Genomic DNA, 316 nt, shown 5'->3' on the forward strand with positions numbered 1-316 from the left:
CTCCATTTTCCTTTTATTTTGATGTACGTCTCATCAATACGCCATTTGTAATAAGCTTTTTTATGCTTTTTCTTCCAAATTTGATATCAAATTGGGGCATATTCTTGAACCCAACGGTAGACCGTTGAATGATGAACGTTTACACCACGTTCCCTTAATATTTCAGATATATCACGATAACTCAATGCATATCTTAGATAGTAGCCAACGGCTACAGTGATAACATCCTTGTTAAATTGTTTATATCTGAAATAGTTCATACAGAAGACTCCTTTTTGTTAAAATTATACTATAAATTCAACTTTGCAACAGAACC

1 pseudogene is annotated in these 316 nt (G+C 32.6%); it reads right to left on the reverse strand.

Annotation, left to right across the window (positions count from 1 at the left end):
* Nucleotides 1–260, reverse strand: a pseudogene (locus BK821_RS13140) (IS6 family transposase); the annotation flags it as partial.
* Nucleotides 261–316 lie beyond the last annotated feature (56 nt).

Origin of the sequence: Staphylococcus sp. LCT-H4 (genome assembly GCF_001866145.1) — a bacterium.
Taxonomy (GTDB): Bacteria; Bacillota; Bacilli; order Staphylococcales; family Staphylococcaceae; genus Staphylococcus; species Staphylococcus succinus.